This window comes from Ottowia caeni (assembly GCF_050821495.1).
GTDB classification, from domain to species: Bacteria; Pseudomonadota; Gammaproteobacteria; order Burkholderiales; family Burkholderiaceae_C; genus Ottowia; species Ottowia caeni.
The window spans coordinates 1,575,727-1,587,500 of record NZ_CP151080.1 but is presented as its reverse complement, the minus strand read 5'-3'; the positions used below and the strand labels follow the sequence as shown (position 1 = coordinate 1,587,500).

At 59.3% G+C, this 11,774-nt stretch carries 10 protein-coding genes (1 of these 10 running past the window's edge); 6 read left to right on the top strand and 4 right to left on the bottom strand.

Annotated elements, in window-relative coordinates; all coding sequences use genetic code 11:
* From AAAK34_RS07705 to AAAK34_RS07680, 6 genes are all read left to right on the top strand, one after another.
* Positions 1-1,045: the 3' portion of a TonB-dependent copper receptor gene (locus tag AAAK34_RS07705; protein WP_231698258.1), read on the top strand. 905 nt of this gene lie to the left of the window's left edge; 1,045 of the gene's 1,950 nt are visible here — the last part of the coding sequence; its start codon lies beyond the left edge, outside the window; its stop codon occupies positions 1,043-1,045.
* A gap of 165 nt (positions 1,046-1,210) precedes the next feature.
* The gene (gene gspF / locus AAAK34_RS07700) at positions 1,211-2,434 is read left to right on the top strand and encodes a type II secretion system inner membrane protein GspF (RefSeq protein WP_231698252.1); all 1,224 of its coding nucleotides are present in this window, start codon (positions 1,211-1,213) and stop codon (positions 2,432-2,434) included.
* A gap of 2 nt (positions 2,435-2,436) precedes the next feature.
* Positions 2,437-3,339, top strand: a complete 903-nt coding sequence (locus tag AAAK34_RS07695) for a 5'-nucleotidase (protein ID WP_231698251.1) — start codon at positions 2,437-2,439, stop codon at positions 3,337-3,339.
* A 68-nt stretch (positions 3,340-3,407) separates the two neighbouring features.
* Positions 3,408-3,824 carry an EF-hand domain-containing protein gene (locus tag AAAK34_RS07690; RefSeq protein ID WP_431777912.1) on the top strand — a complete coding sequence of 139 codons (417 nt, stop codon included), beginning with the start codon at positions 3,408-3,410 and terminating at the stop codon, positions 3,822-3,824.
* 162 nt (positions 3,825-3,986) lie between these two features.
* On the top strand, positions 3,987-5,834 hold the full coding sequence (locus AAAK34_RS07685; RefSeq protein ID WP_231698257.1) for an ABC transporter ATP-binding protein/permease: 1,848 nt from the start codon (positions 3,987-3,989) through the stop codon (positions 5,832-5,834).
* 7 nt (positions 5,835-5,841) lie between these two features.
* Complete coding sequence (locus AAAK34_RS07680) at positions 5,842-7,830, top strand: peptidase U32 family protein (RefSeq protein ID WP_231698249.1); 1,989 nt, start codon at positions 5,842-5,844, stop codon at positions 7,828-7,830.
* Positions 7,831-8,042: 212 nt separating this feature from the next.
* On the opposite strand, the gene AAAK34_RS07675 is transcribed toward AAAK34_RS07680, so the two are convergent.
* From AAAK34_RS07675 to AAAK34_RS07660, 4 genes are all read right to left on the bottom strand, one after another.
* Positions 8,043-8,798: an SDR family NAD(P)-dependent oxidoreductase gene (locus AAAK34_RS07675; RefSeq protein WP_431777911.1), complete on the bottom strand. Its 756-nt coding sequence runs from the start codon at positions 8,796-8,798 to the stop codon at positions 8,043-8,045.
* A gap of 92 nt (positions 8,799-8,890) precedes the next feature.
* Positions 8,891-9,493: an acyloxyacyl hydrolase gene (locus AAAK34_RS07670; protein WP_231698247.1), complete on the bottom strand. Its 603-nt coding sequence runs from the start codon at positions 9,491-9,493 to the stop codon at positions 8,891-8,893.
* Between the two features lie 56 nt (positions 9,494-9,549).
* Positions 9,550-10,269 (bottom strand): 7-cyano-7-deazaguanine synthase QueC, encoded by a 720-nt coding sequence (queC, locus tag AAAK34_RS07665; protein WP_231698246.1) that lies wholly within the window; start codon positions 10,267-10,269, stop codon positions 9,550-9,552.
* A gap of 71 nt (positions 10,270-10,340) precedes the next feature.
* Entirely contained in the window at positions 10,341-11,690 is a 1,350-nt protein-coding gene (locus AAAK34_RS07660; RefSeq protein ID WP_431777910.1) for an NnrS family protein, read from the bottom strand.
* Positions 11,691-11,774: the final 84 nt, after the last annotated feature.

Genomic DNA, 11,774 nt, shown 5'->3' with positions numbered 1-11,774 from the left:
TGGACGGGTCGCGATCACTCTATCTCCGGCCCAGCATTGGCAATTGGTGACCGGACTCGACACACAGCACAGCCCAGTCCACTGGCGAGGAGGAACACCGACGGCCCCCTATCATGAGAATGCGTGGAATCCAGAGGCGACGCTTTCCAGCGCCGGTTGGTTTGCCGAAGGCAGTTGGCAAGCCAGTGAACACACGCTCTGGGTGACAGGGATGCGCCTGGACCATGCAAAAGCTCAGCGCTACCCCGCCGAGGCGCAGGACCGTCGGCGCAAAGAGGCGCTTCCGAGCGCATTCTTCCGGTGGGAGCAGCAGCTTGATAACCGCAGTCAAGTTTATGCGGGGCTGGGCCACGTACAACGTTTCCCTGATTACTGGGAACTGATTCCACCCGGAAATAGCGGTAGCCGTGCCGGCAATGCATTCATGACGCTCCGACCTGAGAAAACAACCCAGCTTGATGTTGGAGTGCAAAGGAAACAAGAAGCTTGGCAATTCTGGGCTTCCGGCTATGTGGGGTGGGTGCAAGATTACATTCTCTTTGACCGTACCGGCAAGAGCTCTGCGGTTCGAAACGTCAACGCTTCCACGGCTGGATACGAACTGGGCGGACAATATCAATTCAACAGATCATGGACCAGCCAGACCACACTGGCCGGAGTGTGGGCTCGCAATCTCACCGATGGAGGAGCACTTCCCCAAATTCCACCCGCGGAGTTGCGTTTGGGGTTGATCTATTCGGCAGGGCCATGGAACGCAGGAGCGCTGTGGCGGGTGGTTGCCGCACAACCTAGGGTTGCGCCGGGCCTGGGCAACGCTGTCGGCAAGGACTTTGGCCCCAGCCCGGGGTTTGGTGTACTTTCCCTCCATGCCACCTACCGTGTGAATCAAAGCTTCAAGTTCATGCTCGGCATCGACAACGTGTTCAATAAGACCTATGCCGAACATCTGAACCTTGCGGGACATCCCGGCTTCGGATTCCCGAGTGGAGTCAAGATCAATGAGCCGGGTCGCTCTGCATGGGTCAGAGCGGACATCAGATTCTGATTTCAGAGCCAGTTCATGATCTGTACGCCAGTGCTGTAGTAGCTGAAAAACTGTGTCTTAGGCGCTGCCTCAATGGCCGCGCAAAAATAACAGACACCACAACCCTCAAGCAGAGACGTTGAACAAGCTCTTAGAAACGACTTTGCAACCCGCTACCATTGACCCATGCCCGCCTATACATTCGAGGCCCTGCAAGCCGATGGTAAGACCCGCAAAGGGGTCATTGAGGCCGATACTGCCAAGTCGGCTCGTTCGCTTTTGCGCGGGCAAGCACTGGTGCCGCTCAGTGTTGACCCGGTGGCAGGCGGTTCCGACGGCGCAGGGATTCTGTCCAAACCCATTATGGGTGGCCGCGCGTTCAGTTCCACGCAGCTCGCGATCTGGACGCGCCAGCTCGCAGGACTGGTCGCCTCAGGGCTGCCGCTGGAACGCTCGCTCACCGCGCTGGCTGATGAGGCCGAAGATGAGAAACAGCGTAACCTCATTGCCGCCCTGCGATCGGAGGTGAACGCGGGCTCGCCCCTGGCCAAGGCAATGATGCAGCACCCCCGCGAGTTTTCTCCGGTATACACCGCTGTGATTGCTGCAGGTGAGCAAGGCGGACACCTGGGCACAGTGCTGGAACGCTTGGCCGACGATCTGGAGGAACGCCAGGCCCTCAAGGCCAAGCTGATAGGTGCGGCACTTTACCCGGCCATAGTCACCGTGGTGGCGATCGTGATCGTGATTTTTCTTGTGAGCTACGTGGTGCCGCAGGTGGCTACCGTGTTCGCGGGCTCCAAGCGGACACTTCCCTGGCTCACGGTAGCGATGCTCGGCATCAGCGACTTCGTGCGCAACTGGGGTTGGTGGCTGCTGGGGGCCGGCGTCTTGGGGGCCGTGACCACCCGGGCGGCGCTGACTCGTCCTCTGCTGCGCCAAAAATTCGACGCTGCCTGGCTAAGCCTGCCCCTGGTGGGCAGATTGGCGCGAGGCTACAACGCAGCGCGGTTTGCAAGCACCCTGGCCATGCTGGCCGGCGCAGGCGTGCCCATTTTGCGCGCCTTACAGGCCGCCGCGGAAACCCTGAACAACACAGCCATGCGGGCCGATGCCGAAGACGCCCTGGTACTGGTGCGCGAGGGCGCTCCCCTGGCTTCCGCCATGGCCCAGAAAAAGCGCTTTCCCGGTTTGCTAGCCATGTTTGCGCGCTTGGGTGAGCAAACCGGCCAGTTGCCCGTGATGCTGCAACGCGCCGCCAACCAGCTTTCAGCTGAAGTGCAGCGCAAGGCCATGCAACTGGCCACCATACTGGAGCCGCTTCTGATTGTTGCGATGGGCATTGTCGTGATGCTGATCGTGCTGGCGGTGATGCTCCCGATCATTCAGCTCAACCAGTGGGTCAAGTGACCATGCCTGCATCGCTCCAGGACCAGCTCGTCGTTGCCATTTCCTCGCGCGCCCTATTTGACTTTGAAGAGGAAAACCGACTCTTTGAAGCAGGAGACGCCCAAGCGTACATGCGTACGCAACTGGAGCGGATAGACTCGCCGGCCAAGCCGGGAGTGGCATTCTCATTGGTACGCAAGCTGCTCGCCTTCAATGACCCTGGCCAGCGGCGCGTGGAGGTGGTCATACTCTCACGCAATGATCCGGTCAGCGGAATGCGCGTATTCAGAAGCGCCGCGGCGGCAGGCATTTCGCTTGAGCGCGGAGTGTTCACGCAGGGGCGCGACCCCTTCCGCTACCTGCGTCCGCTTGGTGCCCACCTGTTTCTCTCCGCTAATGAAGCTGACGTGCGCCAGGCCCTGAACCTAGGGTTTCCGGCCGCGCGCGTGGTGACCGATTCGGCGCAGGCCCTGGGCAATCATGCTAACGAAGTACGCATTGCCTTCGATGGCGACGCGGTGCTGTTTGCCGACGAAGCCGAACAAGTTTTCCAGAAAAAGGGGTTGGCCGCTTTTCAAGCGCATGAAAAGCGCAAGGCGGCGCTGCCATTGCCAGAGGGACCGTTCAAGCCGCTGCTGGCTGCACTACACCGCCTCCAGCAATCTGGCGACAGCACGATGCGACTGCGTACTGCCCTGGTGACGGCGCGCAGCGCCCCAGCGCATGAGCGCGCCATTCGCACACTGATGCATTGGGGCGTGGGGGTAGACGAAGCGATGTTCCTGGGCGGCCTGCCCAAGGGTGAGTTCCTGCGCGAATTCGAGCCTGACTTCTTCTTTGATGACCAAACGGGGCACATTGAGCACGCCGCGCGGCATGTACCGGCGGGCCATGTGGCGAGTGGCGTTACAAATGCACCACCCTAATCCACTCGCGACGGGGGCGTGAACACGTACTGAATGGAACTGCTGAGACACAAGCGCAACAAAGCAATATGAGTTTCAAGAATCGTACTGTTTCCGCGTTGTGCTGGATGGCGTGTTCCGCCCTCAGCGCTGGCGCATGGGCCGCCGGGGCCACACCTGTCTCATCGACCACACCTACCGTATCGCCGTCAACTCCCGCCAGCAAAGGGGAGGAGCAAGCGCTGAAGTGGTTCCGTATGCTTGACATTAACGGCGACGGCCGGATCTCTCGTGGGGAGGCCGCTTGGATCACGCGCTTCAAACCCGAGGTTGCAGATGCGTTCAAAGCGGCTGACGCCAATCGAGATGGCTTCGTGACCAAAGAAGAGATTCGCGCCTTGGCTGACCAGCGCCGTGCGGAACGCGAAGCTCGCCGCGCCAAGGATTCGACCGCCTCGGATAAAAACAAAACTCCCAAGAAATCAACTACGCCAAGTAGCAGCTAAACCCGTAAAGGATGCCCTGCATAACTCTCGCCGGCTCCCAGGTTCTTCCCACATTTCTCGCAGTCTGGATATGAGAAAGAGTTCACGTTAGGGCACGTCTCCCGGTACTCACCTGTCAGTAACATGGCGCTTTCTCAGATCCGGTCATTCGCTACGTTTTTTATGAAGCTCACAAGAAAATTCTCGCGCTTCGGGCGCTTCTTAGGCCAAGTGTGGCGCTTGACCACACCCTACTTTCAGTCAGACGAGAGGTGGCGGGCCAGGGGCATGTTGGCGGCGGTGGTCGCGCTCAACCTGGCCGCGGTTTACATGCTGGTGCTGCTGAACGAGTGGAACCGTGTGTTCTACGATGCACTTCAGAACAAGAACCAGGATGTGTTCTGGGCACAGCTGGGACGATTTGTCATTCTGGCGATGACCTTTGTGGCGATCGCGGTGTACCGTTTCTACCTGACGCAATTGCTGCAAGTACGCTGGCGGGCATGGATGACTCGCCACATGATGAGCCGCTGGCTGAAAGACCATGCTTTCTACCGCATGGAACTTGCTCGCTACACGGACGACCGCGCTGAGGGCTCAGACGCGACAGCACCGAACTCCTCGGCATTTGGACAACGTGTGCCAGACAACCCCGACCAACGACTACAGGAAGACATTCACCTGTTCACGACGCAGACCGTGGGTCTTTCCATGGGTTTTTTGAACGCCCTGGTGACTTTGGTCAGCTTCGTGGGTATTTTGTGGGCACTTTCGGGCGCATTTTCATTCGATTTTGGCGGCGAAAGTTTCACCATTCCTGGCTTCATGGTGTGGGCTGCCGTGCTTTACTGCCTGATCGGAAGCGTGCTCGCGCATTACATTGGCCGGCCACTGATCGGACTCAACTTTGAGCAGCAAAAGCGCGAGGCCAATTTTCGCCACCACTTGGTGAGGGTGCGCGAATACAGCGAATCTATCGCGCTCGACAAAGGCGCATCACTTGAGAACCGCAATCTTGAGACACGATTCAGTTCTGTCTTGGCGAACTACCTCAGGCTGATTGCCAAACAGAAGCAACTTGTGGCATTTACCAATCTGTTTGGTCAGGCTGCAACGGTTTTCCCCATGATCGTGGCTGCACCGCGTTTTTTCAGCGGTGCCATACAACTGGGTGAGCTAATGCAGATCGCCAATGCATTTGGTCGTGTTCAGGATTCACTTTCCTGGTTTGTAGACAACTACGACAGCCTGGCCAGTTGGCGTGCCACTACGGAGCGCTTGACGAGCTTTGAGGCCGCGCTTGCCCACCAAAAAGCACTGGACTCGGCTGACAGGCGCCCGGTGCCCGAAGCAGCTATCAATGCCATCTCCGCACTAGATATGTCTGTGAAACTGCCGACCGGAATCACCCTGCTCGAAGGTGCACATCTCCATGCGCGCCCCGGAGAGCATACCCTGCTGAAAGGGCCCTCTGGCAGCGGAAAATCGACCCTTTTCCGGACAATTGCGGGGATCTGGCCCTGGGGCCGTGGCCGGATCAGTTTGCCCGAAAGCACGATGTTCATCCCGCAGCGACCTTACTTTCCGGACGGATCCCTCAGGGCGGCACTGGCGTACCCGGACGCAGAGTCTAATTACACCGACGAGGACTTGCGTCAAGCGCTGAAAGAGGCCATGCTGCCCCAACTGGCCGACCGCCTCGACGAACAGGCTAGCTGGACACAGAAGCTTAGCGGGGGTGAGCAACAGCGACTGGCCATTGCGCGTGTGCTGCTGAAAAAACCCGCCTGGATTCTGGCAGACGAGGCCACCAGTGCGCTGGACATTGCCGCAGAACAGACGCTATATGAGCGCCTGAGCCTTATGGCCGAAAAGGCAGGAGGCGCACTGATTTCAATTGCCCACAGACCTACTCTGGAAGTATTTCACAACCACCGTTGGCAGATGGTTGCGCAAGACTCCGGCGTAGAAGCTCGTTTCAAGCTGGAGTCTTCTAATCTCAAGCCTGCAGCCAATGGCGTCTTGGGATAATGTAGCCATGCCGCAACCACACCAGATTGAACTTCTCGCGCCCGCACGCGAAGCCGATATCGGCATTCAGGCCATCCAGCACGGTGCCGATGCCGTCTACATTGGAGGACCGGGGTTTGGTGCGAGGGCCAGCGCCGGCAACTCAGTGGCTGACATTGCTCGGTTAGCCGCGCACGCACATCGGTTTGACGCGCGCATTTTCGTCACACTCAACACCATTTTGCGCGACGACGAACTTGAACCCGCTCGCCGTTTGGCATGGCAGCTTTATGAAGCCGGTGCCGATGCACTGATCGTTCAGGACATGGGCCTGCTGGAGCTTGACCTGCCTCCAATTCAGCTTCACGCGAGCACACAGACCGACATTCGAACACCCGAGAAAGCCCGATTCATGCAGGACGCGGGCTTGTCTCAGATTGTGCCTGCGCGAGAGCTCACCTTGGAGCAGATCGCCAGCATTCGAGACGTGCTTGACCCTGAGCGTTGCACCATCGAGTTCTTTATTCACGGCGCATTATGCGTAGCCTACAGCGGCCAGTGCTATATCAGCCATGCACACACTGGGCGCAGCGCCAACCGAGGTGACTGTTCCCAGGCTTGCCGCCTGCCCTACCAGGTGCTGGATGCACAAGGTCGCTTCGTGGCACACGATGCGCACGTGCTGTCGATGAAGGACAACAATCAGAGTCTGAACCTGCGCCCGCTCATAGACGCTGGTGTGCGGAGTTTCAAGATCGAAGGCCGCTACAAGGACATGGGCTACGTGAAGAACATCACCGCCCATTACCGAAAGCTGTTCGACGAAATTCTGGAGGAACGACCAGAGTTGGCTCGCGCATCCAGCGGGCGTACAAGCTTCAGTTTCGCTCCCGATCCTCTGCAGAACTTCAACAGGGAGTTCACGGACTATTTCGTGAATGGTCGCCAGGCCGATATTGGTGCCTTCGACACTCCCAAGAACCCGGGCCAGCCCATTGGCTTCGTCACTCGAGTGGCGGCTGACCATTTCGAGCTTCGCGCAGATGACCCAGCCCTCAGGCTCGCCAACGGCGACGGACTCTGCTACTGGGATCAGCAAAAAGCGCTGGTTGGCGCGCAGACCAATCGCGTCGAGAGCCTGGAAGAAGGCCTGTGGCGGGTATTTCCCAAGGACCCGATGAGCGCGTTGCACGATCTGCGCAAGGACACAGTTGTGCACCGCAATCGGAGCATGGACTGGATACGCACGCTCGAGAAGAAGTCATCCGACCGCCGCATCGACCTGTGGCTTACCCTGAGCGAGTGTGAGGAGGGCCTGAAGCTAACCGCCACAGACGAAGACGGCTTCACTGCGGAATCCCGGCTGACGCTGCAATGGACTGCGCCCCGCGATGAAGAAGGCGCCGAATCGAAGCTGCGCGAGGCTCTGGGTCGCCTGGGTGAAACCCACTTCGCTGCGCTGGAAATCAAGATCGACCTGCCGCGCACCTGGTTTGTACCTGCCAGTGCGGCCAATTCATTGCGTAGGGACACCATTGCGGCCCTGGAAGCCGCGCGCGCGGAAGGCTGGCAGCGCCTTCCGCGCGCCAAAGCGGTGGAGCCACCGGCACCCTACCCCGACGACACCCTGAGCTACCTGGCCAACGTGTTCAACCACAAGGCACGGGACTTTTACGCCCGTCATGGCGTGAAGGTGATCGAAGCCGCCTATGAAAGCCACGAGGAAGAAGGCGAAGTCAGCCTGATGATCACCAAGCACTGCGTGCGATATTCGTTGAGTTTGTGCCCCAAACAGGCCAAAGGGGTGATAGGCGTCAAGGGCACCGTGAAGGCCGAGCCGCTTCAGTTGATCAACGGCAAGGAGAAACTGACGCTACGATTTGACTGCAAGCCATGCGAAATGCACGTGGTGGGCAAAATCAAACGCGGGGTGCTGCAAGCAGGAGCGAAAGAGGCTGCCGAGCAGGCGCTGGTTTTTTATCGCACGCGGCCGACGGCCGAATCGGCACGGCGCTAAATTTGCACGAGCGGCTTTGGCGGATATCGGCGATTCGCGGCTAAAGCCGCTCCTACAAAGATAGCAGCAATCGCCAGACCAACGGCATTGATCTTCTAGACGACCGACGATCCAGAGCGAAGCAGTTCATTCGCAGGCACCCGCGGAGCTGGCTTCGCCAGTCCGCTGGGTGCGTCCCCCTTAGGGGGAAGGCGCGTCAGCGCCACAGGGGGTCAACTCTTCCCGGCGGCGTACCCGCCATCAACCAGCAGGTGAGCGCCAGTGACAAAGCTGGCTTCGTCGCTTGCCATGAAGAGCACGGCGTTGGCGACTTCTTCATCACGCCCGAGGCGGCCAATGGGGTGCAGGTTGACCAGCCCTTGGCGCATCTCAGGGGGCAGATCTTTCAGAAGCGGGGTGTCGATGTAGCCTGGGCCGATGGAATTGACGCGAACCCCCTTGGGCGCAGCCTCCAGCGCCAGCGTACGCGTGAGGTTCACCACGCCCCCCTTGGCGGCAGAGTACGCTGCGGTGCCGGTTTGGCCCAGTGTACCGAGAATAGAGGCGCAGTTGATGATGCTGCCGGAGCCTTGCATATACATCTGTCTGAGTGCGGCGCGCGCGACGCGAAACACGCCGTTCAGGTTGATGTCGATGATGCGCAGATAGTCCGCATCAGCATAATCGACAGCCGGCGTAATACCGCCGATACCAGCGTTGTTGAACACCGCGTCCACTTTGCCAAATTGGCGAACGGTTTCTGCAATCAGGTGATCTACCTGCTCGGTGGAGCTCACGTCGCAGGGAATAAAAATGCAACGACCACCCTGGCCATTCAGTGCCTGCGCCTTAGCGGCGCCATCGCTGCTCGCCAGATCCGAAATGACAAGGTTGGCCCCCTCCTTCAGGCAGCGCTCCACTGTGGCCAGGCCGATGCCGCTAGCACCGCCTGTGACGATCATGCTCTTACCTTCAAGTCGCTTGCTCATGAGTTTCTCCGAGTCTGATTTGAATTAACTGAGTGTGGACCGCTGAAAAATCGACATGCGGACCGGCGTGATCTCAGAACGTGTTTACGATCTCAGAACTGATGACGATAAAAAATCTGTGTGAAATTGATGCCGGGGTTGGGCTTTTTGATGCCTGCGTTGGAGAGATGCTGGAAGCGCATACCTACCGTGGAGCGCCCTTGTGGCCCCCATTGAAATCCAGCGCCTACTTGGTCTGAAAACTGGAAGGCGGAAGACAGGGTGTGATTTGGCGCTATGCGTGTGTGCGAGAGGAGTCGCACGCCAATGGAGGCTTCGAGGAAAAATTGATTCGATCCACCCATGGGGCGCTCGAGCCGAAGGAAGGGCGAGTAGCCGGCCTCGATGATGTTTTGCGCCTCAGGAACACGCCAGAAGGACAACTCCAACTCATGGCGCAAGGCCAGCCTCCACTGCTCACCCTGCCATAGCGGCGCTCCGCGCTGCCAACCAGCAACCAACCCCAGTTTCTTGGCACCAGCCTTGTTGCTGACACCATACGCCAGCTGCCAATCCAGCCCCTGCGGCACTGTCTGGGCGTGCACACTGGCATGTGCAGCCAGCATGGCGCCTGTGAGCAACAGCGCACGTGCCCATGTACGAGGGATGGAAGAGAGGTTGCTATGGATTTCGATGGAGTGACTGGCCTGCGTCATGAAGTGTGCTTTCAGCGATGGGTTCGATCCGTGTTCAACCAGGGTTCAACACGGGCTTAACGATTGTGCCATCGGTTCCACCCTTTAGATCGCAGTTCGCACGCGGGGCATTGGCCGCAGCCATAGCCCCACGCATGCCTATGCTGGCGCTCGCCCAGGTAGCAGGTGTGAGTATGCTCTACGATCAAATCCACCAGTGCCTCGCCACCATCTGATGAATCGGCTTGCTGCCCCAGATCGTGCGCAAGCTGCCAGGTTGCCGCCTTGTCGATCCACATCAGTGGCGTGTCGATCAGAAACCGCTTGTCCATGCCCAACGATAGTGCCAGCTGCATGGCTTTCATGGTGTCGTCTCGGCAGTCGGGGTAACCTGAAAAATCAGTTTCGCAAACACCGGTTACCATCACCTGAAGATCGCGCCGGTAGGCCAGTGCGGCAGCCAGCGTGAGAAACACCAGGTTGCGCCCGGGCACAAATGTATTGGGCAGCCCGGAAGACTCCATCTGAAAGGCCATGTCGCGCGTGAGAGAAGTCTCACTGATCTTGCCCAGCACGCCCACGTCGATCACATGATCCGCGCCCAGACGCTCGCCCCAAGCCGGAAAGCGCTCACGCAGTTCCCGCAACACCACCAGACGCGCCTCCAGTTCAACGCGATGGCGCTGCCCATAATCAAACCCGATGGTCTCCACGCGCGAATAGCGCGTGAGTGCGTGGGCCAGACATGTGGTCGAATCTTGGCCGCCGGAAAATAATACTAAGGCGCTGGTATGCATGGCGTCATGTTACCCGCCATGCGCTTCGTGTCATTCGCTATGATGTAGTGTGTTCTGGCACCGAAACTGTATCAGCCCGCCTTGCCGTCAATGCGCGGCCTGCCATACCAGTTGCCATAGCGCACCCCCCATATCGAGACCACGGTTGCCCAACCCAACGCCGCCAGCATGGTCAGCCATGCCGGCATGCCCTCTACCGCTGCCAGCAACCTGATCCCAACCACCGCCTGCAAGGTCCCGAACAAGCCCCACACAAGGTTGTCCGCGACCAGCGCGCGCCCGCTATGACCGCAGGAGACACGAGTGACCATGGCAATCATGATGGAGCCCAGAAAACCCATGGACAGCGCATGCAGCGCACCGAGCCCCAGCACCGGCCGCCCTGTGGCTAACCATAGCCCCTGCGAAACCGCGCTGTAGAGCAACGCCAACCCGAACCAGACAAACCCTACGTGCAACATGGCCAGCAAGCGGATTTTCAGGCTCTGCACCAACCCCCAGACCACCGCCAGCCACAACAGCACCCCGCCTGTGACAGCCTCCACCACGATGCATATCACCGTCCATGCGGGCCAAGCTTGCGCCGAGGGTGCGGCAAAATCGACCCAGACAGCCAATACTTCCCAAGCCGCCACTCCCAGCATCAGCCACAAGACCCAAAATGGCCGCCAGATCTCTATGAGCGGAAGCACGCTAGAGGTGAAAAAAGGAATCATTCGGTGTGCGACCGCCACGAACACCACCACGATGAAGCCCCACAAGGCAGTGCGCACAAACACCAGCGCCCAGTCCACCTGCCCGGTCGCATGTGCCCACGCAACGCCCGCGAGGCACACCACGCCCACCACGCCGCCCCAGCCCACGGCCTTGGCGTGAACGCGATCTTCCACGGTGCTTTGGCGAACCAGGCTCCAGTAAAGCATGAACATCCAGGCGAGTCCGACCAAGGCAAGGATCAAGCCCAACAACGCGACCCCTGCAAGGGTATGGGCGCCAACAAGCCACAGTAGCCAGCCGACCGCTTGCAGCCCCAAGGCGCCTGACAGCCGCTGCGCCGTCGGCGGCGCGACGCGCAACCAGTTCGGCCCCGCGGTAAACAAAAATCCCGAGAAAAATAGAGGCATGAAGCCCAGCACCATGATCGCTGCATGTGTGAGCGTGGGAGACACAGCGACCGTCAGCCCCAACACACCTGATGCACGATCAAGTTGCACCGCAAGCCACCACAGGCTGGCAGCGATCAAAATCAGCATGGCCAATGCGAAACCCAGGCGATGCGGCGCCACCATGAGCATCGACAAACGCCAAGGCCCCTTTACAGGCTCCGGCTTGGCTTTACGAGCGGGCGCCGCCGTACTGGATTGTTGGAGGGAAATAGTTCGCGGCCCCTTAGGCCGCTCTTGCTGGGTGGGCGCTGTCATAAAGGATGGTTGTACCCGCTAAGCGAGACCCCATCCTTGACCGGGGTTAAGAACGTGGCCGAGGTTAAAAGCCAGTTCACAACC

What these genes read in the sequence shown, in the direction of transcription:
- AAAK34_RS07660 (WP_431777910.1), bottom strand. Translation starts at nt 11,690, where the DNA reads ATGACAGCGCCCACCCAGCAAGAGCGGCCTAAGGGGCCGCGAACTATT.
- AAAK34_RS07695 (WP_231698251.1), top strand. Translation starts at nt 2,437, where the DNA reads ATGCCTGCATCGCTCCAGGACCAGCTCGTCGTTGCCATTTCCTCGCGC.
- AAAK34_RS07690 (WP_431777912.1), top strand. Translation starts at nt 3,408, where the DNA reads ATGAGTTTCAAGAATCGTACTGTTTCCGCGTTGTGCTGGATGGCGTGT.
- queC (WP_231698246.1), bottom strand. Translation starts at nt 10,269, where the DNA reads ATGCATACCAGCGCCTTAGTATTATTTTCCGGCGGCCAAGATTCGACC.
- AAAK34_RS07685 (WP_231698257.1), top strand. Translation starts at nt 3,987, where the DNA reads ATGAAGCTCACAAGAAAATTCTCGCGCTTCGGGCGCTTCTTAGGCCAA.
- gspF (WP_231698252.1), top strand. Translation starts at nt 1,211, where the DNA reads ATGCCCGCCTATACATTCGAGGCCCTGCAAGCCGATGGTAAGACCCGC.
- AAAK34_RS07680 (WP_231698249.1), top strand. Translation starts at nt 5,842, where the DNA reads ATGCCGCAACCACACCAGATTGAACTTCTCGCGCCCGCACGCGAAGCC.
- AAAK34_RS07675 (WP_431777911.1), bottom strand. Translation starts at nt 8,798, where the DNA reads ATGAGCAAGCGACTTGAAGGTAAGAGCATGATCGTCACAGGCGGTGCT.
- AAAK34_RS07670 (WP_231698247.1), bottom strand. Translation starts at nt 9,493, where the DNA reads ATGACGCAGGCCAGTCACTCCATCGAAATCCATAGCAACCTCTCTTCC.